This window comes from Anaerovirgula multivorans, from assembly GCF_900188145.1.
Taxonomy (GTDB): domain Bacteria; phylum Bacillota; class Clostridia; order Peptostreptococcales; family Natronincolaceae; genus Anaerovirgula; species Anaerovirgula multivorans.
On record NZ_FZOJ01000015.1, the window covers coordinates 14,769 to 40,336 of the forward strand.

General features: G+C 37.9%; 25 protein-coding genes. 24 read left to right on the forward strand and 1 reads right to left on the reverse strand.

The window, feature by feature from the left end; all coding sequences use genetic code 11:
- Positions 1-50 precede the first annotated feature (50 nt).
- The 21 genes from CHB72_RS14805 (at position 51) to CHB72_RS14905 (ending at position 21,099) form a co-directional block, all read left to right on the forward strand.
- Positions 51-1,616 (forward strand): xylose ABC transporter ATP-binding protein, encoded by a 1,566-nt coding sequence (locus CHB72_RS14805; RefSeq protein WP_089283665.1) that lies wholly within the window; start codon positions 51-53, stop codon positions 1,614-1,616.
- Positions 1,573-2,733, forward strand: a complete 1,161-nt coding sequence (locus CHB72_RS14810) for a sugar ABC transporter permease (protein ID WP_089283666.1) — start codon at positions 1,573-1,575, stop codon at positions 2,731-2,733. Before CHB72_RS14805 ends, CHB72_RS14810 begins: the two co-directional genes overlap by 44 nt.
- Positions 2,734-3,002: 269 nt before the next feature.
- On the forward strand, positions 3,003-4,220 hold the full coding sequence (gene hisZ / locus CHB72_RS14815; RefSeq protein WP_089283667.1) for an ATP phosphoribosyltransferase regulatory subunit: 1,218 nt from the start codon (positions 3,003-3,005) through the stop codon (positions 4,218-4,220).
- Between the two features lies 1 nt (position 4,221).
- Positions 4,222-4,845, forward strand: a complete 624-nt coding sequence (hisG, locus tag CHB72_RS14820) for an ATP phosphoribosyltransferase (RefSeq protein WP_141131437.1) — start codon at positions 4,222-4,224, stop codon at positions 4,843-4,845.
- A 12-nt stretch (positions 4,846-4,857) separates the two neighbouring features.
- Entirely contained in the window at positions 4,858-6,147 is a 1,290-nt protein-coding gene (gene hisD / locus CHB72_RS14825; RefSeq protein ID WP_089283668.1) for a histidinol dehydrogenase, read from the forward strand.
- A gap of 1 nt (position 6,148) precedes the next feature.
- Positions 6,149-7,225, forward strand: a complete 1,077-nt coding sequence (hisC, locus tag CHB72_RS14830) for a histidinol-phosphate transaminase (protein ID WP_089283669.1) — start codon at positions 6,149-6,151, stop codon at positions 7,223-7,225.
- Positions 7,226-7,276: 51 nt separating this feature from the next.
- The gene (gene hisB / locus CHB72_RS14835) at positions 7,277-7,867 is read left to right on the forward strand and encodes an imidazoleglycerol-phosphate dehydratase HisB (RefSeq protein ID WP_089283670.1); all 591 of its coding nucleotides are present in this window, start codon (positions 7,277-7,279) and stop codon (positions 7,865-7,867) included.
- A 13-nt stretch (positions 7,868-7,880) separates the two neighbouring features.
- Positions 7,881-8,486 carry an imidazole glycerol phosphate synthase subunit HisH gene (gene hisH / locus CHB72_RS14840; RefSeq protein WP_089283671.1) on the forward strand — a complete coding sequence of 202 codons (606 nt, stop codon included), beginning with the start codon at positions 7,881-7,883 and terminating at the stop codon, positions 8,484-8,486.
- Positions 8,483-9,190, forward strand: coding sequence for a 1-(5-phosphoribosyl)-5-[(5-phosphoribosylamino)methylideneamino]imidazole-4-carboxamide isomerase (hisA, locus tag CHB72_RS14845; RefSeq protein WP_089283672.1), 708 nt, complete (start codon positions 8,483-8,485; stop codon positions 9,188-9,190). Before hisH ends, hisA begins: the two co-directional genes overlap by 4 nt.
- Before the next feature lie 3 nt (positions 9,191-9,193).
- Positions 9,194-9,952 carry an imidazole glycerol phosphate synthase subunit HisF gene (hisF, locus tag CHB72_RS14850; RefSeq protein ID WP_089283673.1) on the forward strand — a complete coding sequence of 253 codons (759 nt, stop codon included), beginning with the start codon at positions 9,194-9,196 and terminating at the stop codon, positions 9,950-9,952.
- Between the two features lie 9 nt (positions 9,953-9,961).
- Positions 9,962-10,576, forward strand: coding sequence for a bifunctional phosphoribosyl-AMP cyclohydrolase/phosphoribosyl-ATP diphosphatase HisIE (hisIE, locus tag CHB72_RS14855; protein ID WP_089283674.1), 615 nt, complete (start codon positions 9,962-9,964; stop codon positions 10,574-10,576).
- A 265-nt stretch (positions 10,577-10,841) separates the two neighbouring features.
- Positions 10,842-12,059: an HD-GYP domain-containing protein gene (locus CHB72_RS14860; RefSeq protein WP_176431397.1), complete on the forward strand. Its 1,218-nt coding sequence runs from the start codon at positions 10,842-10,844 to the stop codon at positions 12,057-12,059.
- Positions 12,060-12,291: 232 nt separating this feature from the next.
- Positions 12,292-12,711, forward strand: a complete 420-nt coding sequence (locus tag CHB72_RS14865) for a coiled-coil domain-containing protein (protein WP_089283676.1) — start codon at positions 12,292-12,294, stop codon at positions 12,709-12,711.
- Entirely contained in the window at positions 12,698-13,744 is a 1,047-nt protein-coding gene (locus CHB72_RS14870; protein WP_089283677.1) for a phosphodiester glycosidase family protein, read from the forward strand. The genes CHB72_RS14865 and CHB72_RS14870 overlap by 14 nt, the downstream gene beginning before the upstream one ends.
- Positions 13,745-14,191: 447 nt before the next feature.
- Positions 14,192-15,445 carry a peptide ABC transporter substrate-binding protein gene (locus CHB72_RS14875; protein ID WP_089283678.1) on the forward strand — a complete coding sequence of 418 codons (1,254 nt, stop codon included), beginning with the start codon at positions 14,192-14,194 and terminating at the stop codon, positions 15,443-15,445.
- A gap of 72 nt (positions 15,446-15,517) precedes the next feature.
- Positions 15,518-16,228, forward strand: a complete 711-nt coding sequence (locus CHB72_RS14880) for an ABC transporter permease (protein ID WP_089283679.1) — start codon at positions 15,518-15,520, stop codon at positions 16,226-16,228.
- Positions 16,229-16,257: 29 nt separating this feature from the next.
- A complete protein-coding gene (locus CHB72_RS14885; protein ID WP_089283680.1) occupies positions 16,258-17,238 on the forward strand; it encodes an ABC transporter ATP-binding protein in 981 nt (326 codons plus the stop codon).
- 3 nt (positions 17,239-17,241) lie between these two features.
- Positions 17,242-18,207, forward strand: coding sequence for an ABC transporter ATP-binding protein (locus tag CHB72_RS14890; protein WP_089283681.1), 966 nt, complete (start codon positions 17,242-17,244; stop codon positions 18,205-18,207).
- A gap of 254 nt (positions 18,208-18,461) precedes the next feature.
- Positions 18,462-18,947 carry a hypothetical protein gene (locus tag CHB72_RS14895; RefSeq protein ID WP_242975151.1) on the forward strand — a complete coding sequence of 162 codons (486 nt, stop codon included), beginning with the start codon at positions 18,462-18,464 and terminating at the stop codon, positions 18,945-18,947.
- 93 nt (positions 18,948-19,040) lie between these two features.
- The gene (locus CHB72_RS14900) at positions 19,041-20,354 is read left to right on the forward strand and encodes a putative DNA modification/repair radical SAM protein (protein ID WP_089283683.1); all 1,314 of its coding nucleotides are present in this window, start codon (positions 19,041-19,043) and stop codon (positions 20,352-20,354) included.
- 1 nt (position 20,355) lies between these two features.
- Positions 20,356-21,099 carry a TIGR03915 family putative DNA repair protein gene (locus CHB72_RS14905; RefSeq protein ID WP_089283684.1) on the forward strand — a complete coding sequence of 248 codons (744 nt, stop codon included), beginning with the start codon at positions 20,356-20,358 and terminating at the stop codon, positions 21,097-21,099.
- A 377-nt stretch (positions 21,100-21,476) separates the two neighbouring features.
- Here CHB72_RS14905 and CHB72_RS14910 read toward each other — a convergent pair whose 3' ends face one another.
- Positions 21,477-22,892: a sodium-dependent transporter gene (locus CHB72_RS14910; protein WP_089283685.1), complete on the reverse strand. Its 1,416-nt coding sequence runs from the start codon at positions 22,890-22,892 to the stop codon at positions 21,477-21,479.
- 519 nt (positions 22,893-23,411) lie between these two features.
- On the opposite strand from CHB72_RS14910, the gene kal reads away from it, so the two are divergent.
- The 3 genes from kal to fsa are packed head-to-tail and all read left to right on the forward strand — an operon-like array spanning position 23,412 to position 25,270.
- The gene (gene kal, locus CHB72_RS14915) at positions 23,412-23,795 is read left to right on the forward strand and encodes a 3-aminobutyryl-CoA ammonia lyase (protein WP_089283686.1); all 384 of its coding nucleotides are present in this window, start codon (positions 23,412-23,414) and stop codon (positions 23,793-23,795) included.
- A 10-nt stretch (positions 23,796-23,805) separates the two neighbouring features.
- Positions 23,806-24,624, forward strand: a complete 819-nt coding sequence (gene kce, locus CHB72_RS14920; protein WP_089283687.1) for a 3-keto-5-aminohexanoate cleavage enzyme — start codon at positions 23,806-23,808, stop codon at positions 24,622-24,624.
- A 1-nt stretch (position 24,625) separates the two neighbouring features.
- A complete protein-coding gene (gene fsa, locus CHB72_RS14925; protein ID WP_089283688.1) occupies positions 24,626-25,270 on the forward strand; it encodes a fructose-6-phosphate aldolase in 645 nt (214 codons plus the stop codon).
- Positions 25,271-25,568: the final 298 nt, after the last annotated feature.

Consider the following 25,568-nt stretch of genomic DNA (forward strand, 5'->3'; position numbering starts at 1 on the left):
ACACTTTATATAAATCTCTTGGATTACTTAAAGTTAGGCTGGTGAAATAAGTGAGTGAATATATTTTAGAGATGCAGGGAATTATTAAAAGTTTTTCTGGTGTAAGAGCATTAGATGATGTGAATTTTAAAGTGAAAAACGGAGAAATCCATGCTTTATGTGGGGAAAATGGTGCTGGAAAGTCGACGCTGATGAAAATTCTTAGTGGTGTATATGCAGTGGGTACTTATGAAGGGGCTATTGTTTTTGAAGGCAAAGAGGTGGAATTCTATGACATTGGAGATTCAGAAAAGCTGGGGATTGCCATCATTCATCAAGAACTTTCTCTAGTGAAAAATCTTTCAGTTAGTGAAAACATATTTATGGGTTGTGAGCCTAATAAGTATGGATTTGTCAATTTTCATGAAATTTATAAAAAAACCTATGAGTTATTAGACGAATTGAATCTTGATATTAATCCTCATACTAAGGTAGGAGATTTAGGTATTGCAAAACAACAATTAATAGAAATAGCAAAGGCCTTATCAAAAAACGCAAAATTACTTATTTTAGATGAACCGACTGCTTCTCTTACGGAAATAGAAGTAAAAATACTAATGAATATCATGAAAGAACTTAAAAGAAAAGGGGTAACCTGTATATATATTTCTCACAAGCTAAATGAAGTATTAGAATTAGCAGATAATGTAACTGTCTTAAGAGATGGCAAATGTATTAAAACTGAAGAAATTCATAATCTTGACCAAAATAAAATTATAAACATGATGGTAGGAAGAGAGTTAAAGGACTTATTTCCTAGGATTCCCCATAATATTGGTGAAGTGTTCTTTGAGGTTAACGATTTTAATGTGTATGATGCCAGCAATTCTGCAAAAAAAATTGTGCGAAGTGCTTCCTTTAAACTAAGAAAGGGAGAAATATTAGGAATAGCTGGTCTAGTAGGTTCCGGACGAACAGAATTAGTTTCCAGTATATTTGGAACATATGAAGGGCAAAAAGAAGGAACGATAAAAATGGAGGGTAAGGAAATAGTAATTAAGAATTCTATTGATGCACTATTAAATGGTATAGCGATGGTACCAGAGGATAGAAAAAATCACGGAATCATTAGCATGATGTCAGTACAAAAAAATATTTCTCTCTCTAATATATCAAAATACAAAAGCTCCTTTAATTTTGTTAATAAGGCAAAGGAAATCAGAGACGTAAGACAGTATATAGAAAATTTGAAAATTAAAACGCCTAAGATGGATCTGCCGGTCAAACATTTAAGCGGAGGAAATCAACAAAAGGTGGTCATTGCAAAAAATCTTTTAGTTGAACCTAAGATACTCATTTTGGATGAACCTACTAGAGGAATAGATGTGGGTGCTAAATATGAAATATACAAATTAATTTTTGAATTAGTAAAAGAAGGGATTTCTATTATCATGGTTTCATCAGAGTTACCGGAAATATTAGGTATAAGTGACAGAGTACTGATTATGCATGAAGGTGAAATAAAGGGAGAATTTACTAATGAAAATTTAACACAAGAAATGATCATGGGAACTGCTATTGGGAGGGTAGAAAATGGATCATACCAAAATTACAGAGAAAAAGTCTTCACTGAATAAAACAAAATTTGATGCAAAAATGTATACGATGATCATTGCATTAATATCAATATGGGTAATATTCGCAATAGCTACAAAGGGAAACTTTCTAACAGCTAGAAATATTTCTAACTTAATAAGGCAGATGTCTACAACTGGGGTGTTGGCAATTGGAATGGTTTTTGTTATCATCTCAGGAGAAATAGATCTATCTGTTGGCTCTTTATTGGGACTTTTAGGTGGGATTGCTGCAATATTAAATGTATGGTTTGAATTAAATGCCTTTATCGTCATCATAATAACCTTGTTGATAGGAGCAATATTTGGTCTATGGAATGGATACTGGGTAGCCTATAAAAAAGTTCCCTCATTTATTGTCACCTTAGCGGGCATGCTTGTATTTAGAGGGTTGCTTATAGGTATTAGCAAAGGGTTAACAATAGCTCCCTTAAGTAGTGGTTTAAGAGCTGTAGGTCAATTATATCTTCCTATAGCAATGGGATATTTAATTGCTGCTGCTGTTATCTGTGGGAGCATTTTTATGATGTTAAGAGTAAGGAAGTCTCAGATAGAGCATGGTCTGGAAGTCCCTTCAATGAAAAAAGAAGTTGCAAAAATGGTGGGGATAGCGGCGTTGGTCATTGTATTTACTGTAGTTCTAAATAGTTACAGAGGAATTCCCTTGCCGGTTTTTATCATGTTGGTTTTGGGGGGAGTTTTTGGATGTATTTCTTTAAGTACAGTATTTGGTAGACGAATCTATGCCATTGGTGGGAATATAGAAGCGGCAAAACTTTCAGGAATTAATGTAAGTAAAACAAAGCTTATTATTTATGTGGTAAATGGTATGTTAGTTGCGGTAGCTGGTATTTTACTTACATCCAGGTTAAATGCAGCATCTGTTTCTGCCGGAACAAATGCCGAGTTAGACGCTATAGCCGCATGTGTTATTGGTGGAACCAGTATGATGGGGGGAGCGGGCTCAGTAGGTGGAGCTTTGGTAGGTGCTCTAGTGATGGCAAGTATAGATAATGGTATGAGTATATTAAACACTCCGCCATTTTGGCAGTTTATTGTAAAAGGAATGATACTTCTAATAGCAGTTTGGGTTGATATATCTTCAAAAAATAAGAAATAGCCAAAAAGGTTACTAAACTAATGTGTAAAATATATATTTTTAACAAAGGCATTTTTCTATAAAAGAAGATGCCTTTGTTTTTTTAGATAAATATACAACCTCAGAACAAAGGGTCTTTATTATTAGTGAGATTTTGTACTTATAAAATACAAAAAAATCTCTTTTTTTCACTTGACAAGAAGGGGGAGGGGGGGTAAAATAAATGTCAGATATCAATTTAACGCTTTATCCAATTAAAGCAATAAATTATTAAACTGGGGGACGAAAAAATGCAATCAAGAAGGGTAATGTTGCCGGAGGGGGTACAGGATTTATTGATTGATGACTGTATTTACCGTAGGCATATTGAAGATACATTGATGGAAAACTTCATCAAATCAGGATATATGGAGGTTAGCAGCCCCACCTTAGAGTATTATGATCTCTTTTCTAAGGATTATCTCGCCAGCAATGGGGATAAAATGTTTAAGCTGATTGATACCAATGGAAGTATTTTGGTACTACGGCCTGACTGTACTGTTCCAATCGTCAGAATGATTTCCACGAAGATGAAGGATTTTATTTATCCCTTAAAGCTTTGTTATGTGGAAAATGTATTTCGTATAGATGAGGAACAGGCGGGAAAGAAGAGGGAGTTTCGGCAGGCAGGAGTAGAGCTTTTTGGTGTAGCCTCCTATCGAGCTGATGCAGAGGTAATTATTACTGCCATAGAAAGCTTAAAGCATCTAGGATTAGAGAACTTTCAGATTGATATAGGCCAAATTAAATTATTAAAGGGAATACTGGAGCCTATGAAGATCGCAGAGGAAGAAAAGAACTCCATTGTTTATCATATGGAAAATAAAAACTTTATTGCCTTAGATAGACTGATAGAAGAACTGCCTATAGAGGAATCCATTCAAACCATATTAAAGGAACTACCAAGGCTTTTTGGAGAGCCTAGAGAGGTACTGGAACAGGTGAAAAATCTTCCCCTAACAATCACCATGATAGAAGCGATAGAGGAGTTAGAAAAGGTATGGAAGATGATTGAAGGATATGGCTTAGGTAAGTACATATCATTGGATTTAGGAATGGTGACTACCTTGAAATATTACAGCGGTGTAATTTTCAAGGGATTTACAAGGGATTTAGGGGTTGTTCTATTAAGTGGAGGTCGTTACGATAGGCTTTTGGAGGATTTTGACATAGAATGCCCAGCCACTGGCTTTGCCTTTGTGGTAAATAAGATAACAAAAGCTTTAAAAATACAAGAAAACTTAAGTGTACAAAAGAAAAAACATATCCTTCTATTGGAGGAGGGTAAGGGTAGAACAACGGCAGCTGTGATAGAAGCCTTGAGAAAACAAGGTTACATCGTTGAAGTTAGCCTTCTGAAAAATACAAAGGATTTGATAGAGTATGTTCAACGAAGAAATATAGATCAAGTGATGAAAATAGATGAAAAAGGAAATGTAGAAATCATTGAGGATTTAGGGGGTTTATAGGTTGGAAACAATAAAAATTGCTATGACTAAGGGGAGACTGGCTAAATATAGCATTGAACTTTTAGAGGAAATAGGAATCGATTGTAAGGAACTAAAGGAAGATAGCAGGAAGCTTGTATTTTTCCTACCGCAACATAATATAGAGGTGATTTTACTGAAGGGAATGGATGTCCCTACCTATGTGGAGCATGGGGTGGTGGATATGGGAATCGTAGGCAAGGATGTACTCATGGAGCAGGAATGGCAGCTATATGAGGTAGTGGACTTAAAATTCGGGAGGTGTAAGTTTTCTGTAGCGGGGAAACCTGTGATTGGCAATGGAAAGAAGCATCTTCGTGTGGCCACCAAGTATCCCAACGTCACAAGAAAACATTTTGCACAAAAAGGACAGTCGGTGGAAATTATCCGACAAGAGGGTTCTGTAGAACTAGCTCCTTTAATGGGATTATCAGATATCATTGTAGATATTGTTGAGACAGGAAAAACCTTAAAGGAAAACGGACTGGTGGTACTGGAGGATATAGCAGATATCAGTGCTCGATTGATTTTAAATAAAGTGAGTTATAAAACCAAGAAAAAAGAAATTACCACCATCATTGACTTAATTGAAAAGAAAGTGAACTAGGGGGAGCTAAAGATGATGAAGACGATGGATTTGAAGGGACCAGAAAAGGATCGCCTTCTAAAGGAATTAAAGGAGAGGGGTACGGTAGATTTTAAGGATTATCAGGATGCTGTCCAGACGATTTTAGATAAAGTAAGCGTGACAGGGGATCAAGCGCTGCTGGAATATACAAAGCAGTTCGATGGAATAGATTTGAGTGCAAAGGGATTGAAGGTAACAGAGGAGGAAGTAGATGAAGCCTATTCGCTGGTATCAGAAGAGTTTTTAAGGGCGATTCGCTTGGCTATTGATAATATAACCGACTATCACGAAAAACAGAGACAGAATTCATGGTTTACCTCATCAGAGGGAACCATGCTGGGGCAGAAGATTACCCCCATCGCCAGTGTAGGGATTTATGTACCAGGTGGTACAGCTGCTTATCCATCCTCAGTTTTAATGAATGCTATTCCTGCTAAGGTAGCGGGGGTGGAGAGGATTGTTATGGTGACCCCTCCAAATAAAGAAGGAAAGCTAGCTGCTGGGGTTTTGGTGGCGGCAAAGGAGCTGGGAATTGAAGAGATCTATAAGGTAGGAGGAGCTCAAGCCATAGGGGCACTAGCCTATGGAACAAACACCATAGCTAAGGTCAATAAGATTGTAGGGCCAGGGAATATTTATGTAGCTACTGCTAAACGGGAGGTCTATGGCTATGTAGATATCGACATGATTGCAGGTCCCAGCGAGATTTTGGTGATTGCCGATGCTTCTGCTAATCCTAAATATGTGGCGGCAGATTTATTGTCACAGGCGGAACATGATGAATTATCCTCTGCTATTTTTATCACCACCAGTGAAGACTTAGGAAAGGCTGTGGCAGTAGAGGTCGCAAAGCAAACAGCTAAACTAGAGAGAAAGAGCATTGTTGAAAAATCTTTAATCAACTATGGAAAGATTATTTTAGTAAAGGACTTAGAAGAGGCGATAGATCTATCCAATGAGATTGCACCAGAGCATTTAGAGCTATGTGTAGAGAAGCCCTTTGAGCTATTGGATCAGGTGAAAAATGCTGGTGCTATCTTTTTAGGTCACTATGCTCCAGAACCATTAGGGGACTATCTAGCAGGACCTAATCATGTATTGCCCACCAGCGGTACAGCGAAATTTTATTCTCCACTATCTGTGGAGGATTTCATAAAGAAATCTAGTGTCATTTATTATAATCAAAAGGCATTAGAAAAGGTAAAGAATGAAGTGATGACTTTAGCAGAGACAGAGGGTTTGACCGCCCACAAAAATTCTATTAAAGTGAGGTTTGAATAATATGATGAATACGCTAGTGAGGGAAAATATAAAAAGCCTAGTACCCTATGAAATAAAAGAATATGAAAATGTAGCGAAGTTAGATGCCAATGAAAATAATAATCTAGCTTATTTATTAAATCAAAAACTGGCAAAGGCTATTATGGGATTAAAGGTAAATCAATATCCCGATACTGATTGCTGTGAATTAAGAAATATGTTGGGAAAAGAGCTTTATTTGGCGCCTCAGCAGCTTATGATGGGTTGTGGCTCTGATCAATTAATCTCTATCATTATCAATGCCTTTATTGGAACAGGAGATAAAATTCTAACCCATACGCCAACCTTCGGGATGTATAAGATTACAACTCAGGTTGCAGGGGGAACTACTGTTGAAGTGCCCCTAGGAGAAGACTTTACCTTTGACCTTTATAGCTTTATGAAGGCCATTAGAGAAGAAGAGCCTAAGGTAATCTTTCTTACCAATCCTAACAACCCCACCGGTGGAATTATACCGCGGGAGCAAATCATTAAGATGATAGAGTTTGCTAAGGGCATTGTGGTGGTGGATGAGGCCTATTATGAGTTTTATGGGGAATCTGTGATAGATTTAGTAAACTATTATCCAAATCTAATTGTCTTAAGAACTTTGTCCAAGGGTTATGGCTTAGCGGGAGCTAGGGTAGGCTATGGAGCCGCCTCCAAACAATTGATGGGGATTTTATATAAGGTGAAGCCCCCCTACAATGTTACTAGCTTAAGCCAAGCAGCTGCAAAAATATGCTTAGAAAACAAGGAAATGATGGCTCAAGCAATAGAGGAAATTATTAAGGAAAGGGAAGCTATGACATCTCAGCTAAGAGATATTCCAAACACAAAGATATTTAAGAGCTATGGCAACTTCATTTTGTGTAGGTTGGAAAAGGCTAAGGAAGTTAATGATTTTTTAATAGATAATAAAGTATTGGTTAGATATTTTGGGGAAGAAGGTCCCTTAGCTGGGTGTATTCGTATCACTATTGGAACAAAGGAAGAAAATCAATTGGTGGTAAAACTTCTGATGAAGGCATTGGGAACCACTGCTGAAATAGCAGTATAAGTCATGGACAACGGGGACGGTTCTTATTGACTAGAGAGAGGGGGGAAGAAGATGAGCAATAGAAGATGTAGATTAGAACGGATTACTAACGAGACAACAATAGAGATTAAGATCGATTTGGATGGAAAAGGAGAAAACAACATCCAAACAGGGATTGGATTCTTTGATCATATGCTACAGCAAATTTCGCGTCATGGTTTGATGGATTTAGACATCACAGCTAAAGGTGACTTAGAGGTAGACTTTCACCATACAGTGGAAGATGTAGGGATTCTTCTAGGGCAGGCAATTGCTAAGGCATTGGGGGATAAGAAGGGGATCACTAGATATGCTTCTCTTTTTACCCCAATGGATGAAGCCTTATCCATGGTGGCAATGGATATCAGCGGGCGACCTTACCTGCATTATGAGGTGAGTTTTACAGGAGAGATGACAGGGAATTTTGAGGTGCAGCTGGTGGAGGAATTTTTTAGAGCATTGGCCTTTAACAGTGGTATGACACTTCATATCCGAAATCTCTACGGAAAGAACAATCATCATATCATAGAAAGCATTTTTAAAGCCTTTGCCAAGGCATTAGATACAGCTACTAGCATAGACCCAAGGATCCAAGGGGTTATGTCTACCAAAGGAATGATATAGGGGGAGGAACACTATGATTGGTATTATTGATTATGGTATGGGTAATTTAAGAAGTGTAGAAAAGGCCTTCGAGGTAGTGGGATATCAAGCCTTTGTTTCGGAGAAGGTTGAAGAGCTGAAGGAAGCTAAGGCCCTTATCATCCCTGGTGTAGGGGCCTTTTACGATGCAATGAAAAATTTAAGAGATAAGGGCTTGGAGGATTGGATTCAAAAGGAAGTCGAAAAGGGAAAGCCTATTTTAGGTATATGCTTAGGAATGCAAATCCTATTCTGCTATGGGCATGAAGTAGAAAAAACCAAAGGGTTAGGAGTCATAGAAGGAGATATTGTCAAGCTTCCTGAGGGTAACAAAATTCCTCATATGGGCTGGAATCAGTTAAAGATCACTAGAGAGAGTGAGCTATTAAAGGGAGTCACAGAGGGTAGTTATGTTTATTTTGTTCATTCCTATTATGCAAAGACACAGGAGAATTGGGCGGTGAAGGCAACCACTGATTATGGCATGGATGTTCCAGCTGTAGTGGAGAAGGGAAATATATTCGGACTACAGTTTCATCCTGAAAAAAGCGGAGAAGTAGGATTGCAAATGCTAAAGAATTTTGGGGAGTTGATAGGATGATTATTTATCCAGCGATAGATATTAAAGATGGAAGATGTGTTAGGCTAACTCAGGGGAAGTTCGATGAAGAAAAGGTGTATTTTCAAGATCCTCAAGAGGTGGCGAAGCTATGGGAGCAAAAAGGAGCCCAGGTGCTGCATATTGTAGATTTGGATGGCGCATTAGAAGGAAGGAGCAAGAACCTTTCGGTAATAGAAAGAATTGTTGAGACAGTAGATATTCCTCTTCAGTTGGGGGGCGGCATTCGAAGTCTAGAGGCGATTGAGGCATTGATCAGTATTGGAGTAAAACGTGTCATACTTGGTACCAAGGCGGTACAGGATAAGGAAATGCTCAAGAAGGCTGTTGAGCTTTATGGTGATAGGATTGTAGTATCTATCGACGCCAAGGCTGGATTTGTGGCGGTGGATGGTTGGACAAAAACCAGCACAGTGAAGGCGATAGACTTTGCTAAAGAGATAGAGCTGTTAGGAGTAAAGACCATTGTTTATACAGATATTGCAAGGGATGGTATGATGAAGGGACCAAATTTTCACGCCATTAAGGAACTGAAAAATTATGTGGCAGTGGACATTATTGCTTCTGGAGGCGTATCCTCTCTAGAGGATTTAGAAACGCTATCTGAAATTGGTGTAGCCGGAGTTATTGTTGGAAAGGCCCTCTATGAAGGAAAAGTAGATTTAGCAGATGTGAAGGTGGGATAAGAAATGATTACCAAAAGAATCGTACCTTGCTTAGATGTAGATAAGGGTAGGGTAGTAAAAGGTGTAAACTTTGTAAATTTAATAGATGCGGGAGATCCAGTAGAGGTTGCCAAGGCCTATAACCTACAGGGGGCAGATGAGTTAGTATTTTTAGATATCACTGCATCCAATGAAGAAAGAAATATATTGTTAGAGGTAGTAAAGAGGACAGCTGAAGAGGTATTTATTCCCTTAACGGTAGGGGGTGGCATCAGAAGTGTAGAGGATTTTCGTCAGGTTTTGAAGAGTGGAGCTGATAAGGTTTCCATTAATTCTGCTGCTGTTAAGACCCCTTCCATTGTTACAGAATGTGCCAAGCTCTTTGGATCTCAAGCGGTGGTGGTGGCGATCGATGTGAAAAAGCGTCAGGATGGGAGCTATCATGTCTATGTAAAGGGTGGCAGAGAAGATACAGGCTTGGAGGCAGTAGCTTGGGCGAAGGAGGTAGAAAGACTAGGGGCAGGAGAGATTCTCCTTACCTGTATGGATAAGGACGGTACTAAGAGCGGTTATGATGTTGCTATTACCCAAAAAATCAGTGAGATGGTAAATATACCAGTGATTGCTTCAGGAGGAGCGGGAAAAATGGAGGATTTTTATGAGGTGTTTACAGATGGAAAGGCAGATGCAGCCTTGGCCGCCTCTCTCTTTCACTTTAAAGAAATAGCGATCGGAGAGCTGAAGGATTATTTAAACAATAAGGGAATCCATATGAGAAGGTAGGGAGATAAAATGAAGGATTTGAAGTTTGATGAAAAGGGATTGATTCCTGCCATTGTGCAGGATGATACTACAAAAGAGGTTTTGATGCTGGCCTATATGAATGAAGCATCTTTAAAGAAAACCCTAGAGACAGGAGAAACCTGGTTTTGGAGCCGCAGTAGAAAAGAACTATGGCATAAAGGAGAAACCTCTGGGCATATTCAAAGGGTAAAGCATATAAGCTATGACTGCGATGGAGATACTCTTTTGATACAGGTGCTACAGAAGGGGGCAGCCTGCCACACAGGAGAAAAAAGCTGTTTTTTCAACCCTCTCTATGGAGAAAAAGAAGAGGGAAAGGTGGGGTCGGAGATTTTAGAGAAGCTTTATGGTATCATTGCTAATCGTAAAGAAAATCCTAAAGAGGGCTCCTATACCAATTATCTGTTTGATAAAGGTATTGATAAGATGTTAAAGAAGGTTGGAGAGGAGACGGCGGAGGTCATTATTGCAGCAAAGAATCCTGGTAAAGAAGAACTGGTTTATGAAACCAGTGATTTATTTTATCACTTGTTAGTATTATTAAGGGAGAAGGATATTGCTCCTGAAGAAATTTTTATAGAGTTAAACAAAAGATTTAAATAGGGAAAAATCATACATGTCAATTTCAATGTTATCTACCTGTAATAAATCAAGAAACTGTGACATCGATGCTATCTTCTATTGTGGGTATCTAAAGGGGATATATAGGTTTGTTGACTCATTTTTGCTTCTTGGCTTTACGAAGTATTCTATTTAGCCGATAATAATAGTAAGATAAGTTTTTTATAAAACTTTTTCGTCCATTTGTATTAAAAGAATTGACGTAAAGTATTCTATTATCGGAGATATAGTAATGGGGGGAGGGGTAATGATGAAAAAGAATACCTATAAGACCATTGTAGTAAAGGAAAGGGAATTACCTAGAGAAGAGTTAAGAAAAGGAATGACAATTGCTAAAGATATTATTGCAAGCAATAATAATATCCTAGTAAAAGAAGGATATGTCATAAAAAATGAATATGCTGTGAAAAAGGTTCAGCAAATTTTGGAACGGTACAACATAGAAACCATTCAAGTAAAGGTTGAAGAAACAGGCGAGAGAAATATCGAAGCCGCTAAACTTGTTCAAGAAATTATAAAAGGTGATGTAGAAAAAAGTAATAATATTTCTCAACAGAAGGACAGCTATTCAAAGGTTTTGGAAATTACTAATAAAAAAGAAGCAAAGTTAATCGATAAATTGATACCTCATTGTAGAAAGAATATTACTGATAAGATGCTTTTGTTATTTAATGGAGCTGACGCTTCTGAGGTACAGTCTATTGAACAGGATATAAAAAACAGTATGGAGATTATAAACACTTCTGTAAATGTCCCTCAAATGCTGGAAAAGATAAAAAGGATGGATGATTCTCTCTACTTTTACAACTACAGTATTGCTTTAACTTCCTATATGATTGGGAAATGGATGCATTGGGATCAGAAAAAAAGAGAAGAATTATTCATAACAGCAATGTTGGCGGATATAGGAATTCTGCATTTACCAGAAGATAAAAGGTATAAGGATCAGTGGCAGGAAGAAAATATAAATGAATATTATCAGCATGCGATTTATAGTCAGCGTCTATTGACAAAATGTTCATTTATTACTAAAGACATGTTAAACAGTATATTGCATCATCATGAAAAATATGATGGCTCTGGGTATCCTAGGAACTTAAGGGGGAAGAGTATTCCGTTATTATCTCGAGTGATATATCTTGCAGATCTGTATACATTCTATACCATCAGCAAGAGATACAATGCTTTATATGCAGTAAACGTCATTAAGGAGCAACATTTGAATGAAGTTGATATTGACTTATTCTTTACGCTTTCAAAAAGAATCTTTGACTATTTTTCTGGTCAAACCTTCCAGAGCAATGGTTCTGCCTCTATGGAGGGAGAAATAATCACATTTGATCATGGAACAGGGAACTCAATCTTCGACCAAACCAATATCAATGTATACGTTCGACAAAAAGATAAATCCATTGTAGCTATTCCTCTTAACAAATTCTGTGAAGATTATATAGAATTTACATAAATAAAGGATTTTGAGAAGGGATGTTTTTCTGTCACAAAGGATGATGACATGTGACAGAAAAGCATCCTTTGTCATGTTTTTAAAAATCAAATTTCACCATTTTACTATTTGGATATTTCGAAAAATGTCATAATAATGCTAGTAAATGGAAAAATAATCTTCTGGATTTTTCCTTGATAAGTCCATCCATTTGCGATAGCATAGTTATTAAGAATGGAAGGTGGGGGAAAAGATGTCGAATCAAGTCGCCGGTTTAGATAATACTAGAGAAGTCAGGGAATCGGCTAGAAGAAAAAAAGAAAAACGAAAGAAGATATGGGTAAACATATTAATATTTTTACTTAGTATAGGATTTTGGGGAGCAGCAGTATATTATGGCTACACCTATGCAAAGGATTATATCGACACATCCATAAGGAATGTACAACAGGAAAATGCCATAAATATTCAACAGTTAACGAGTGAAATACAATCATTAAATCAAGAGATCATTAACCTAAGACTAAGTATTGAAAACACAGATTCAACCTTATCAAATAGTACATCTGTTCAAGAGCGTATTGATGAAAGATTAGGAGAACTGGACGATCAGTTAAAACAACTTGAGAAAAGCTTGGGAATTCTTAAGGAGGCCCCTAATGTCAAAAATTAATATATTCATGCTGTTCTTAGGAGCTCCTTTTCTAGCACTTTTTCTAGTCAGTCAAGGTTTTATGAATCAAGGGAGAATGTTGGAATTTCCTACAACTATGCTGGAGGAACAGATGAGTGAACTACAAAAGGAGATGCAGTTATTACATGAAAAAACCCTAGAAATGGGGATAAACGTTGAGATGCAGGAGGAAACCTTTCGTCTTCAAGAGGAAAGCTTGTCTGATTTATCCCAAATGAGTGCCACAGGGAGAAAATTATCTGATGACATTTACGAACAAAAGATACTGGATATGTTAGGACCTACAGTTGCTACTCATATTTCTGATGCAACTGAAATCAAGGTTTTTAAATTAAATGAATTAGGGTATCGAGGTTATATTGCAAAAGTAAAACTTTTTAATCCTAAAGCTTTTAAAGTCGTGTTAGCTCAGGATACCCTAGGGAAATTAGAAACAACCTCCAATGCTGCCAAAAGAAAATCCGGTATTTTAGCTATTAATGGCGGTGGATTTTATACAGAGCAACGCAATGGTGCGTCTTATGCACAGCTGATAGGAAATACTGTTATTGATGGCAGGTTAGTGGAGGCATTTAACGGCTATCCAGGGGATTTGTTTTTTGCAGGCATCAACAGGAATGGACAAGTGATTGGAACCGTCCCCCATTCTGAAAAATCTCTTATGGAACTGGAACCCTATCAGGGAGTGAGCTTTATTCCTGTATTGTTAAAGAATGGTAAGAAGGTGGAAATACCAAGTAAGTGGAAAAAAACCAATGAACCTAGGACAATTATCGGCAAGTATGCCAACGATGATTTGATCATGATTGTCATTGATGGAAGGCAAAATGATTGGAGTACTGGTGTTACTTTGGAATTGTTACAGGATAAGCTACTGGAGCTGGGAGTAAAGGAGGCATATAACTTAGATGGAGGAGGATCTAGTGCCATGTATTTCAATGGCAAGATCTTGAATAAGCCATCAGATGGAAAAGAAAGACCTGTGGTCAATAACATTGTAATTATGCCATAAGTCAAATGAATCAAGGGACATTTCGTTTAGTCTATTCTTCTTTAGATAAAAAGGAGGAATGACAGATGAAATGTCCTTATTCATTTTTGAAGGCATTAAAGATATAGCCAATTATATTTTTAATTATGCAAAGTTAAAACTATTTCCAAAATTTCCATGAGTGCATTCTCTTTTATTTTTTATATGTTAAAATTAATGGTATAAATTATAATATTTTCCATATAATTACACATTGTTTACAAATGGGTTGTCATATATTTATAACAGTTATAGTTAGTAAAACCTATAGCTGTAAAAATAAATTACTGAAAGGGGAGATTTTATGAAAATCAAAAAGTACTTCATTTTAACGCTGGCGATTCTTTTAATCTTCAGCATGGCTTTAAGTGGATGTGGAACTAAACAAGAAGAAACAGCAGTGATAAACAGACCGACCATATAGAAGCTATGACAAAGGAAGAGCTCAATGCCTATCGAGCTAAAAAGGATGAACTCTGGAATAACGTCAAGGTATCCACTGACGGCTCCAGTATTACAATTGAATTAGTAAACCCAACCCCCTATTTCCCTTATTTAACCACGATGCCAATATATGCACCTGTAAATGAAGCCTTTTATCAAGAACGAAAAGCAAAAGGTGACTATACTTTAAAAGCATCTGGACTTAATTCCAATGGACCTTGGATTATGAAGGAGTGGAAGCATAATGAATCCTTCAAATACGAAAAAAATCCCCACTATTGGAATAGGGATAATATTAACATAGATGCTATGAACATTAGAATTGTAAATGATGTTGAAACACGGACAAATCTCTTGAAAACAGGTCAACTGGATGGATCTGCTATCCAAGCTAAGGATATTCCAGAATTTCAAGATATAGCCGTATTAGAGCAATATGGATTACAGCCAATGGTTGATAAACCTGATTTTACATCCTTCTATATAGATTTTAATCATACTAATAATCCAATTACACAAAATGTCAATATTCGTAAGGCTATGTCCTATGCCCTTGATCGCCAAAGCTTTGTTCAAAAAATCAATATTGGAGATCGACCTGCCTTAGGTTTTGTCCCTATGGGTTTTCCTGGATTAAAGAAATCCTTCCGGGAAGAAGTGGGTATTGAACTATTTGAAGGTAACCAAAAAGTAAAGGCAAGAGACTATTTAGTTAAAGGATTAGAAGAACTGGGACTTTCTGAACTCCCAGAAATAGAGTATCTCATGGAGGATAGCGATATTGCTAGAAAGATTGCTGAAAAATTTCAAGAGGATTGGGCACAAATAGGCATCAAAGTGAATCTAGTTCCGCTTCCATGGGGAGAAAAATTATCAAGACTTCAAAAAGGTGATTTTGACCTCTGTACTGCTGGTTGGGGCCCCGACTACCCAGACCCTATGACCTTCCTTGAAGTATTTGAATCTACAAATCCTAACAATCATGGTAGATACAGTCATCCTGAAGTGGATAGATTGATTAGAGCTGCTAAAACCGAAGCTGACCCTGAAGTTCGTATGAAATATTTATATGAAGTTGAAAAGCTACTGTTTGAAGATATGGCATTAGTATCTCAATACTATCGAATCGCCCACTGGACCTATAAAAATTACTTAACTGGTGTTGTGAATAGAGGGATTGGCGTCAATACCGATTTTTATTGGGCTGACATTGACATGGAAGTAAAACTGGCACAATAGCTATATAAAAATATGTTATAGGAAGGGTGCTGCCACCCTTCCTTATTCGAAAATATATGGGAGGTATCATAAATGTTACGGTATATTATCAAACGTTTAATATATGCATTATTAACATTATGGGTTATTGCCACCATAACCTTTGTGTTGATGAAAGTTCTTCCTGGTGATCCTTTTAATGATCCCAAACTCAAACCCGATGTTCGAGTGTCTTTGATGAGACAGTATGGGTTGGACAAATCTATTCCTCAGCAATATGCCTTGTACATGAAAAATCTATTAAGGGGTGATTTAGGTACTTCTTTAAAACATCCAGGTCGCTCTGTAACAGCAATCATCCGAGATAGCTTTCCAAAATCCTTTGCTTTAGGATGGAGAGCGATGTTTATCGCTGTTACCTTTGGTTTATTTTTTGGTATCATTGCGGCTTTAAATCATGAAAAGTTTTTAGATTACTTCTCTATTTTTATTGCTATGATAGGGGTGTCTGTCCCTAGTATTGTTATGGGGCCCTTCCTAGCTTATACCTTCGGGGTACGGTTAGGCTGGCTTCCTGTAACTGTTGATAAAACACAAATCTCTTACCTACTGCCCTCTCTTGCCTTGGGGTTAGGTTCCTTGGCCTTCATCTCAAGATTGATGAGGGCAACTACACTTGAAGTTTTGAGTCAAGATTATATTAGTACAGCAAAATCAAAGGGACTTTCTAAAATACAGATTGTGTTTAAGCATATCATTCGAAATGCAATCATGCCTGTCGTTACTGTTTTGGGCCCCTTTTAGAAGTCTCCTTTGACACCTATGCTGGAGAAATTCAAGCAGTTAGAAATATCTCCTTCTATCTTAGTAAAGGAGAAACCCTTGCCATTGTTGGCGAATCTGGCTGTGGTAAATCAGTAACAGCAAAATCTATTATGAGATTAAACCCCGAACCTCCAGCTAGATTTAAAGCTGGGGAAATCATTTTTGATGAAAAAGACATCACTAAACTAAAAGAAAAGGAAATGCAAAAGCTTCGAGGCAGTCAAATCAGTATGATTTTTCAAGACCCTATGACCTCCCTTAATCCTACTATGGCTATTGGCAAACAAATCATGGAGGGGTTAAGACGCCACCGAAAAGTAAACCATGCTGAAGCAAAAAAAGTAGCTATAGAAATGCTACGTTTGGTACAAATTCCTAACCCTGAAAAAAGATTTAAAGAATATCCCCATCAATTTTCTGGAGGTATGCGACAACGAGCAATGATAGCCATCGCTCTAGTATGCAATCCCCAAATTTTGATTGCTGACGAGCCCACAACCGCCCTTGATGTGACTATTCAAGCACAAATTCTTGAGTTAATGAATGATTTGCGCAGCAAGATCAATACCTCCATTATTATGATTACTCATGATTTGGGAGTAGTGGCTCATATGGCTCAAAGGGTTATCGTAATGTATGGGGGAAAAATTGTTGAAACAGGATCAACATCTGACATTTTTTATCACTCAAGACATCCCTATAGCTGGGGGCTTTTGAGTTCTGTGCCAAGACTTGATATCAAGAAAAAGGATGGCAAACTATCTTCTATAGAAGGAACACCCCCTGATTTGTTCGCACCGCCGCAAGGCTGTCCATTTGCGGATCGATGTGAATATGCCATGAAGATTTGTCAACAGCAGATGCCTCCTTCCTTTGAAATAAATATAAGTCATGAAGCCTCCTGCTGGCTTAATCATCCTCAGTCTCCATCCGTAGAACCTCCTATCTTTACTAAAAAAAATAAGCAATTGAGCAAGGGGGGAGCTTAGACAATGAATACAAATAAAGAAGTGCTCATTTGTATAAAAAATCTTAAAAAATATTTTGAAGTAGATAAACATGTATTCTTGAAGGCAGTAGATGATGTTACTTTTGATATTTATAAGGGAGAAACATTAGGATTGGTAGGAGAATCGGGCTGTGGCAAGTCTACCATAGGTCGAACCCTCCTAAGTATGTATGCCGCTACCGATGGTATTGTTGAATTTGATGGAGAAAATGTTCATAGCTTTAAAAGAGATAAAGAAAAGGAATTCAAAAAACGTGCTCAAATGATTTTTCAAGACCCCTACGCCTCTCTAAACCCTAGAATGCTTGTATCCAATATTATTGCAGAGGGAATAGATATTCATCAACTATTTAAGGGAGCCGAAAGATTAGATCGAATCCATGAGCTCTTGGAATTGGTTGGACTCAATAGAGAACATGCAAACCGTTTTCCTCATGAGTTTAGTGGTGGACAGCGACAGCGGATTGGTATTGCTAGAGCTTTGGCAGTGCAGCCTGATTTTGTTGTCTGCGATGAGCCTATTTCTGCTCTTGATGTATCCGTACAAGCACAAGTGGTAAACCTTTTGCAGGAGCTTCAACAGAAATATCAATTGACTTATTTGTTTATTGCTCATGATCTTTCAATGGTTCGCTATATATCAGATCGAGTAGCGGTCATGTATCTTGGAACTATAGTGGAATTAGCTGATAGTAATGAGGTGTATACAAATCCTGTACATCCCTATACAAAGGCATTACTTTCAGCAATTCCTATTCCCGATCCAGATGTTCAAAGAGACAGAAATAGGATCGCTCTGCAGGGAGATGTCCCTAGTCCTATATATCCTCCAGATGGCTGTAAGTTTGTAGACCGTTGTTCTGCAGCAAAAGAGGTTTGCAGACACCAACGACCAGGATTAATAGAAATATCCTCTCAACATTATGTGGCATGTCATTTAATTGAATAGAAAAAAATCAATAATGTTTTTTCCCTCTCATACCATTAAAAGTTTATACTTTCTTAAACAAGAAAAAATCAACTAAAAATTTTTGGAATTTTTAGTTGATTTTGTTTTTCAATAAAAGTATTTTTCAATTACAGCTTCTGCTACCTTAATTCCATCTACAACAGCTGAAATAATACCTCCTGCATATTCTGCCCCTCTCTAGAGGGATACAAACCTTTGGAGAGTTTTTAAATTTTAATCCTCATTTACATGTAATAGCGACAGACGGCTGCTTTTATGGTGACACGAAATTTATGACTGGACTTTCTTCAAATTCTGAAGACCTGGTAGTCCCCTTTGTCATGGAAGTCTTTAACATGCTCAAAAAAGAGGGAAAGATCAATAGTTTTATAATGGAGAATATGATGAATTGGCAGCACAGCGGCTTCAATATCTATTGTGGACAGGCTGTAAGTATGCCCCAGAATGAGGGGACGTACCCACCGGAAAGCCAGATAAGTCTTCTGACTAAGAATCATGATCCTCCGAATTTTGATTGGTTCATTTTCTTCCCTCTTTCAATAGCACAGGCAGGCAATCAACTGTACCTGTTATTTTACTATAAAAAGGGTGCAGAGGTAAATTCTAGGTTTATAGAATTTACTCTTGCAAACTCTAAAAACCGGAATTTAAATTTTCATTTTAGTTTTTATATAAACGAAACGTCCCCTTGCCATATCCGGACCCTTGTCATATTTTGATGCCGAACATACGTTTGACAATTCTTGCCTTTTAAGGTAGAATAAACTCATACGAAAACTCATAAATTTTCTGATGGTTGAGGGGTGGAAAAGATGGAGTTGTTAAGTAAGCTGGAGATTTTAGCTGATGCAGCAAAATATGATGTTTCTTGTTCTTCCAGTGGAAGTAATAGAAAAAATGTCGGAAAAGGATTGGGCAATGGGCATATGGCGGGGATATGCCACAGCTGGTCAGATGATGGCCGATGCATATCTCTTTTAAAGATCCTGTTAACCAATGAATGCATCTATAACTGTGTTTACTGTGTAAATAGAAGCAGCAATGACATTCCACGGGCTTCCTTCACCCCTGAAGAGGTAGCGGAGCTTACCATCAATTTTTACCGAAGGAATTACATAGAAGGATTATTTTTATCTGCAGCTGTTTTTAAAAGTCCTGACTATACAATGGAGCTTATGGTAAAGACAGCTAAGTTGCTTCGTCAAGAATATCGTTTCAATGGCTATATCCATATGAAGGCAATTCCAGGGGCAGATATATCTCTAATACATGAAGCGGGACAGCTGGTAGACAGAATGAGTGTCAATATAGAGTTGCCTTCCAATGAAGGGTTAAAGCTTTTGGCTCCCCAAAAAAAGAAGGAAGCGATTATTAAACCTATGGGATTTATCTCCTCTCAAATCACTGAAAAGGTAGAGGAGAGAAAGTTGTATAGGAAGGCAGGCAATTTTGTGCCAGCAGGGCAAAGTACCCAATTAATCGTAGGAGCTACTTCTGATGCAGATTTAAATATTCTACGGTTATCAGAGGGACTTTATAATCGTTTTGGACTAAAAAGAGTTTATTATTCTGCTTATGTTCCAGTATCTAGTGACCCTAAACTGCCAGTCATCGCCAACCCTCCTCTGCTGAGGGAGCATCGTCTTTATCAAGCGGATTGGCTACTGCGGTTCTATGGCTTTTCTTCAAAGGAGCTATTGCAGGAGGACCAGCCAAATTTTGATGTATTTTTAGATCCTAAGTGCAATTGGGCTTTGAGGAATCTTCATCTGTTTCCCTTGGAAATCAATCGTGCTCCTTATGAAATGCTGTTAAGAATACCGGGAATAGGAGTGAAATCAGCCAATCGCATTGCTGCCGCCAGAAGGTTTCATTCTCTAAGCTATGATAGCTTAAAAAAGATAGGTGTGGTTCTAAAAAGGGCAAAGTTCTTTATAACCTGCAATGGAAGATACTACGGAGAAATTGGCTTTAAGGAAAATCTTTTGAGGCAGTCACTTATAGGGGAGTTGCCGAAAATTTCCAATCAGAAAAGAGATGAGGGACAGCAGCTATCGATGTTTTCTCTACTGCCGGAGGTAGTTAAGCCTCAGGAGATATTGACTACAGTAACGGGGGAGTTTTAATATGTACTATTATATTTATGATGGAAGCTTTGAGGGGATGCTGACGGCTGTATACGAAGCCTATTACCGCCCTGAAAGGCCAGAAAAGATTCTACGACAGAATAGTATACAGGAAAATATTTTTGTCTCGAGTATATTGATTCATACGGATGAAGAAAAGGCTGGGAAGGTTTATCATGCTATTAAAGAAAAGATATCATCTATGGCCCTAAGAAACGTGTTTTATGCATTCCTTTCTGAGGAGGAAAATGCTGCTACAAAGGTATATCAGTATCTTAGGTTAGGATGGAGGGTGGGAAAAAGGATAGATGATTATCATGCAGAGGATAGGGTATTGGCTCTTCACCAATTAAGTCAAAAAGTCAGCAGAGAGACCCACGGCATGCTGGGTCTTTTACGGTTCCAAAAAATTGAGGGGGATATCTATTATGCTGAAATAGAACCAGATCATAATATAACGGCACTGCTGGCACCCCACTTTGCTAGACGAATGGCGGATCAAAACTGGATTATCCATGATGTGAAAAGAGATATAGCAGCTCTTTATAATAAGGAAAGATGGATTATGACGGAAGGACAGCTGCAGGAGGAGATTGCCTTAGATGAAGAAGAAATCCAATACCAAGATTTGTGGAGAAAATATTTTAAGACGATAGCCATCAAAAGCCGTAAAAATCCCCGGCTACAAAAGGCTTTTATGCCGAAACGCTATTGGAAGCATCTAGTAGAATTAAAGGGTAAATAGAAAAGACGACCTGCAGTGGTCGTCTTTTAAAGGGCTCTGAAACACTCACTAAACTTGGGGAGTTAAAAATGAGTTATACTTATTAAAATACACAGAGCCTGTACGTTTATTATATCATAAATTGCAAGAATATTGAAATATATTTCATGGAAAAGGGGACATATTATGTCCCCTCAGACTGTTGAAAAACCTCCATCTTCTTCGGTGCTTTGAAAATCCAGCACCCTTACGTATTTCCGTATACGCTGCGGTCGCTGGATTTTCTTGCGCCTCGAATCTGAAGGCTTTTGAACAGTCTGGATTTTGTTGGCTATTTCAACAAAATCGAGGGACGAAATATGTCCCTCGAAAGAATTGTAATCAAATTGGATTCTACCCTAAAGTTTCTTAGAGAATACTGCCAGTACAGCAATCATCAGAAGTCCAAAGATCATTAAGCCTGTTTGTTCGATGGATCTAATTCCTGCAATAGCAACGATGGCAACTGCCACAGGGATAACATATTTTATTAAGAAATACCATCCTTCAAACAATCCAAATTTTATAGTTCCACCATTTGTAAGCTCTTGTCTAAGCTCTTCCTTATCAAGGAACCATCCAACAAAGACTGCAAGTAATAATCCACCGATGGCTAAGAAGATCTTGTCAGTCAGGATGTCAAAGAAGTCAAAGAATCCAACTCCCAATACTGTAACACCTGACATTACACCCATAGAAAGGGAGGATAGAACACACAATACAGACATAGCACCAGCTGTAGAATAAACCGCTTTCTTTCTTTCCATTCCTCTTTCATCAATAAAGTAGGAAACTGCAACCTCCATCAAGGATACAGAAGAGGTAAGGGCTGCAACCGTTAAGGCTACAAAGAAGATAACAGATAATAACGTGCCAATACCACCCATTGCAGCAAAGACAGATGGAATAACAACGAAAACAAGACCAGGACCAACTGCTGGTTCCATGCCAAAGGCAAATATTGCTGGGAACATAGCGACACCTGCTAACAAAGCAACACCAAGGTCCATGCCAGTTACAAGTGCAGCATTATTTGCAAGATTCTCTTGCTTGTTTAGGTAGCTTCCGTAGGTAATCATACAGCCCATACCAAGACTAAGTGAGAAGAAAGCTTGACCTAATGCGGCTAAGAAGGTTTGACCTGTTACCACTGAGAAGTCAGGCTTAAACATGTAAACAAGTCCTGCTGCTGCCCCTGGAAGGGTAAGACTTCTAACGGCAATCAATATTAAAAGACCAAATAATACAGGCATTAATACTTTACCTGCTTTTTCGATACCCCCTGCAATACCCTTAGCAACTATAACAACATTTAAAATCATGAAAACAAGCATCCATACTAGTGGTTGAGTAGAGCCGCTAATAAAGGCACCAAAGGCACCGCCTATTGCTTCAGGATCCGCTAACAACCCAGTAACGGATTTTACTACATAGGCAGCAGACCAACCACCAACTACTGGATAGAAGCCCATGATGAAGAATGCACTTAAGACTCCTATTACCCCTGCAAAAGTCCACCTTTTATCATGGTTTTTGAAAGCGCCAACAGCTGCACGACTTGATTTTCTACCTACAGCAAATTCGGCAGTCATAACACTAACTCCAATAAATACAACAAAAGCTAAATAAATAAGAAGAAATGCGGCCCCACCATTTTCACCAAGTAGGTATGGGAATCTCCAGATGTTACCAAGACCAACGGCTGAACCAGCTGCTGCCATGATAAAACCAATTCTGGACCCCCAATTCTCTCTTTTTACTGTGGTTTTTTCCATTAAATAACTCCCTCCTTTAAATATTAATTTTTTAGAATACATATAGGTATTATTGCAGTAAGTTTCTGACAATTTAGAAACTTACTTAATGATGTTACCACATTCACAAAACCATGTCAATAATGCAGTGTTTACAATATTTGCATAACTTTTACAATATTTGCATAACGTTTTCATACTATTTGTAACTGTCTAGAGGTAAATTGTATAAGAGGAGTTGTTAATCAAGAAAGTAAAAGATAAATAAATGCATCTTACTATAATATAGCTATAAAAAATATATCACAATCTAGAGCAAAAGTCAAAATAATTAAAAAATTCACATTTATATTTTGTAGAGTTATTTCAAAAAAATGTAAGCATCAATAATTATGTAAGTATCAATAATTCTCTATCCATTAAGCCCCGTTTCATTTTGGCAAGAGAATATGGAGAATTAAAAGCATATATGATATTATAAAGATAATTGGTTAAAGAGTATCCTCAATCTTAACCTAAATATTGAAGGAGGAATGAATAATGAAGGTTATGATTCGCATAAGAATGAGTATGCATGATGCCCATTACGGAGGGAATCTAGTGGATGGAGCAAAAATGCTTCAACTGTTTGGCGATGTAGCTACAGAGTTATTAATCCGCCATGACGGTGACGAAGGCTTGTTTGCAGGTTATGAAAAGGTAGAATTTACTGCCCCAGTTTTTGCTGGAGATTATATTGAAGCGGTGGGAGAAATCGTTAAGGTTGGTAACAGCTCCAGGAGAATGGAGTTTGAAGCCAGAAAAGTGATTGTTCCCCGTCCTGATATCAATGATTCTGCCTGTGATGTTTTAGAGGAGCCAGTTGTAGTATGTAGAGCAGTAGGTACTTGTGTAGTACCAAAGGGGAAGCAAAGAAATAAGTAGGAGGTTTATTATGGAGAAGTTAATTATTACTGCCGCACTAACGGGAGCCGAGGTCACAAGAGAAACTCAGCCCAATTTGCCTATCACTCCGGATGAGATTGCAGAAGCCGCTTATCAATGCTATTTAGCTGGAGCTTCTATTGTACATATCCATGCGAGGGACCAGGAGGGAAATCCTACCCAATCCTATGAAGTATATAAGGAAATCAAGGAAAAGATAGAAGCAAAATGTAATATTATTTTCCAGCCCTCGACAGGAGGAGCTGTTTGGCACGGTCCCGAAGAAAGACTACAACCAGTAGAATTAAAGCCGGAAATGGCTACCCTTAGCTGTGGTACCTGCAACTTTGGTTCGGATGTTTTCATGAACAGCGAGGAATATATGGAAAAGTTTGCTTCTAGGATGAAGGAATTAGGGGTTAAGCCAGAAATGGAGATTTTCGAAAGAGGCATGATTGAAAATGCCAAAAAATTGGTGAAAAAAGGATTAGCGGAGGCACCTTTACATTTTGACTTTGTTTTAGGGGTTCCCGGAGCTTGTCCTGCTACACCTGAGGATCTATTACATATGGTAAATGCTGTACCGGAGGCCTCCACGTGGACGGTAGCTGGCATTGGCAGACATGAATTACCTTTAGCTACCATGGCTATCCTGCTAGGCGGTCATGTAAGAGTAGGTTTTGAAGACAATGTCTATTATAGCAAAGGACAGTTAGCAAAATCCAATGCAGAACTAGTTGAAAGAATTGTGAGAATTGCCAAGGAATTGGATCGGGAAATAGCAACTCCTGATGAAACAAGAAAAATATTAGATATAGTGAGGGGATAATATGAAACTATTCATTGATACTGCGAATATTGACGAAATAAAAGAGATTGCCAGCTGGGGAATATTAGAGGGCGTTACAACGAATCCATCCTTGATCGCCAAGGAAGGTAGAGTGTTTAAAGAAGTAATTAAGGAAATCACAGAAATCGTGGATGGACCTATTAGTGCTGAGGTTGTTAGCTTGAAGGCAGAGGAAATGGTCCAAGAAGCAGAAGAATTAGTGAAAATCCATGAAAATATCGTCATCAAGGTGCCTATGACGGATGAAGGTCTAAAAGCAGTAAAGATATTTTCCTCTAAGGGGATTAAAACCAATGTTACGTTAGTTTTTTCTTCTAACCAAGCACTGATGGCAGCAAAGGCAGGTGCCACCTTTGTCAGTCCCTTCCTAGGAAGACTAGATGATATTGGGCACAGGGGAATTGACTTAGTAAAGGAAATTGTAGAAATCTTCGATTTTTATTCAATTGAAACAGAGGTTATTGCAGCCAGTATTCGCCACAGCATGCATGTGGTGGAAGCTGCAAAGGTAGGGTCTCATATTGCAACGATACCCTATGGAGTATTTAAGCAAATGCTAAAACACCCCTTAACCGATAGCGGTATTGAGCGATTCCTAAAGGATTGGGAAAACGCAGTGAAGTAATAGAAGAATAAAGCACCCCTATAAGCTTTTGCAGTAGCGTTGATACATGATATAATGTTACTAATATCTGAAGAGGATAGGGGTGCTTTAATGAAAAGCCTATATAAATGATAGGACTGTAACGAAGGTATGTGAAAAGACCCTTTGTGACAGTCCTCTTTGCTGTGCAAATAATATATAAAAGCATGTGAAATAATAGGGTTGAGAATTTTCAATGATTAGTATATTATATTTATAGAAGAAGTCTAAATAGTATAACACAATTCAATAAGTAAAATGAATATTGCTAATTTTTAGC

What these genes read in the sequence shown, in the direction of transcription:
- CHB72_RS14810 (WP_089283666.1), top strand. Translation starts at nt 1,573, where the DNA reads ATGGATCATACCAAAATTACAGAGAAAAAGTCTTCACTGAATAAAACA.
- hisZ (WP_089283667.1), top strand. Translation starts at nt 3,003, where the DNA reads ATGCAATCAAGAAGGGTAATGTTGCCGGAGGGGGTACAGGATTTATTG.
- hisD (WP_089283668.1), top strand. Translation starts at nt 4,858, where the DNA reads ATGATGAAGACGATGGATTTGAAGGGACCAGAAAAGGATCGCCTTCTA.
- hisC (WP_089283669.1), top strand. Translation starts at nt 6,149, where the DNA reads ATGATGAATACGCTAGTGAGGGAAAATATAAAAAGCCTAGTACCCTAT.
- hisB (WP_089283670.1), top strand. Translation starts at nt 7,277, where the DNA reads ATGAGCAATAGAAGATGTAGATTAGAACGGATTACTAACGAGACAACA.
- hisH (WP_089283671.1), top strand. Translation starts at nt 7,881, where the DNA reads ATGATTGGTATTATTGATTATGGTATGGGTAATTTAAGAAGTGTAGAA.
- hisA (WP_089283672.1), top strand. Translation starts at nt 8,483, where the DNA reads ATGATTATTTATCCAGCGATAGATATTAAAGATGGAAGATGTGTTAGG.
- hisF (WP_089283673.1), top strand. Translation starts at nt 9,194, where the DNA reads ATGATTACCAAAAGAATCGTACCTTGCTTAGATGTAGATAAGGGTAGG.
- hisIE (WP_089283674.1), top strand. Translation starts at nt 9,962, where the DNA reads ATGAAGGATTTGAAGTTTGATGAAAAGGGATTGATTCCTGCCATTGTG.
- CHB72_RS14860 (WP_176431397.1), top strand. Translation starts at nt 10,842, where the DNA reads ATGATGAAAAAGAATACCTATAAGACCATTGTAGTAAAGGAAAGGGAA.
- CHB72_RS14865 (WP_089283676.1), top strand. Translation starts at nt 12,292, where the DNA reads ATGTCGAATCAAGTCGCCGGTTTAGATAATACTAGAGAAGTCAGGGAA.
- CHB72_RS14870 (WP_089283677.1), top strand. Translation starts at nt 12,698, where the DNA reads ATGTCAAAAATTAATATATTCATGCTGTTCTTAGGAGCTCCTTTTCTA.
- CHB72_RS14875 (WP_089283678.1), top strand. Translation starts at nt 14,192, where the DNA reads ATGACAAAGGAAGAGCTCAATGCCTATCGAGCTAAAAAGGATGAACTC.
- CHB72_RS14880 (WP_089283679.1), top strand. Translation starts at nt 15,518, where the DNA reads ATGTTACGGTATATTATCAAACGTTTAATATATGCATTATTAACATTA.
- CHB72_RS14890 (WP_089283681.1), top strand. Translation starts at nt 17,242, where the DNA reads ATGAATACAAATAAAGAAGTGCTCATTTGTATAAAAAATCTTAAAAAA.
- CHB72_RS14900 (WP_089283683.1), top strand. Translation starts at nt 19,041, where the DNA reads ATGGAGTTGTTAAGTAAGCTGGAGATTTTAGCTGATGCAGCAAAATAT.
- CHB72_RS14905 (WP_089283684.1), top strand. Translation starts at nt 20,356, where the DNA reads ATGTACTATTATATTTATGATGGAAGCTTTGAGGGGATGCTGACGGCT.
- CHB72_RS14910 (WP_089283685.1), bottom strand. Translation starts at nt 22,892, where the DNA reads ATGGAAAAAACCACAGTAAAAAGAGAGAATTGGGGGTCCAGAATTGGT.
- kal (WP_089283686.1), top strand. Translation starts at nt 23,412, where the DNA reads ATGAAGGTTATGATTCGCATAAGAATGAGTATGCATGATGCCCATTAC.
- kce (WP_089283687.1), top strand. Translation starts at nt 23,806, where the DNA reads ATGGAGAAGTTAATTATTACTGCCGCACTAACGGGAGCCGAGGTCACA.
- fsa (WP_089283688.1), top strand. Translation starts at nt 24,626, where the DNA reads ATGAAACTATTCATTGATACTGCGAATATTGACGAAATAAAAGAGATT.